Origin of the sequence: Pseudomonas putida (genome assembly GCF_028682475.1) — a bacterium.
GTDB classification, from domain to species: Bacteria; Pseudomonadota; Gammaproteobacteria; order Pseudomonadales; family Pseudomonadaceae; genus Aquipseudomonas; species Aquipseudomonas putida_AG.
The window spans coordinates 1-442 of the sequence record NZ_JANHLE010000113.1; the positions used below are offsets into that span (position 1 = coordinate 1).

The 442-nt window shown below is 65.4% G+C and carries 1 protein-coding gene; it reads right to left on the reverse strand.

Annotated features, from left to right (window positions below):
- Window positions 1–442 (reverse strand): AMP-binding protein (locus NPS47_RS25405; RefSeq protein WP_274297448.1); only part of this gene is annotated, 442 nt, incomplete at both ends.

Consider the following 442-nt stretch of genomic DNA (forward strand, 5'->3'; position numbering starts at 1 on the left):
CCGGCATCCAGGATATGACAGCCCAGGTTGGCGATTGGCCGCCCGATCGGCACGCTGTCGCGGCCTTCTTCCAGGCAGGTCCAGTGGGTCACGTCGATGGCCGCTTCGGTCGGGCCATACAGGTTGTACAAGGCACTGCCCGGCAGGCGTGCCAGCACCTGCTGCTGGGCATCCACCGGCAACGCTTCGCCGCTGCAGATGATCCGCGTCAGGCTCTGGCACGCGGATACCTGCGGGTCCTGCAGGAAGGCCTGCAACATCGAGGGTACGAAGTGCAGCGTACTGATCTGCTCAGCCTGGATCAGCGCCACCAGTTGCGCCGGATCACGGTGTGCTCCCGGCGCGGCCACCACCAGGCGTGCGCCGCTCATCAGCGGCCAGAAGAACTCCCAGACCGATACGTCGAAACTGAACGGAGTCTTCTGCAGCACGCTGTCCGCAG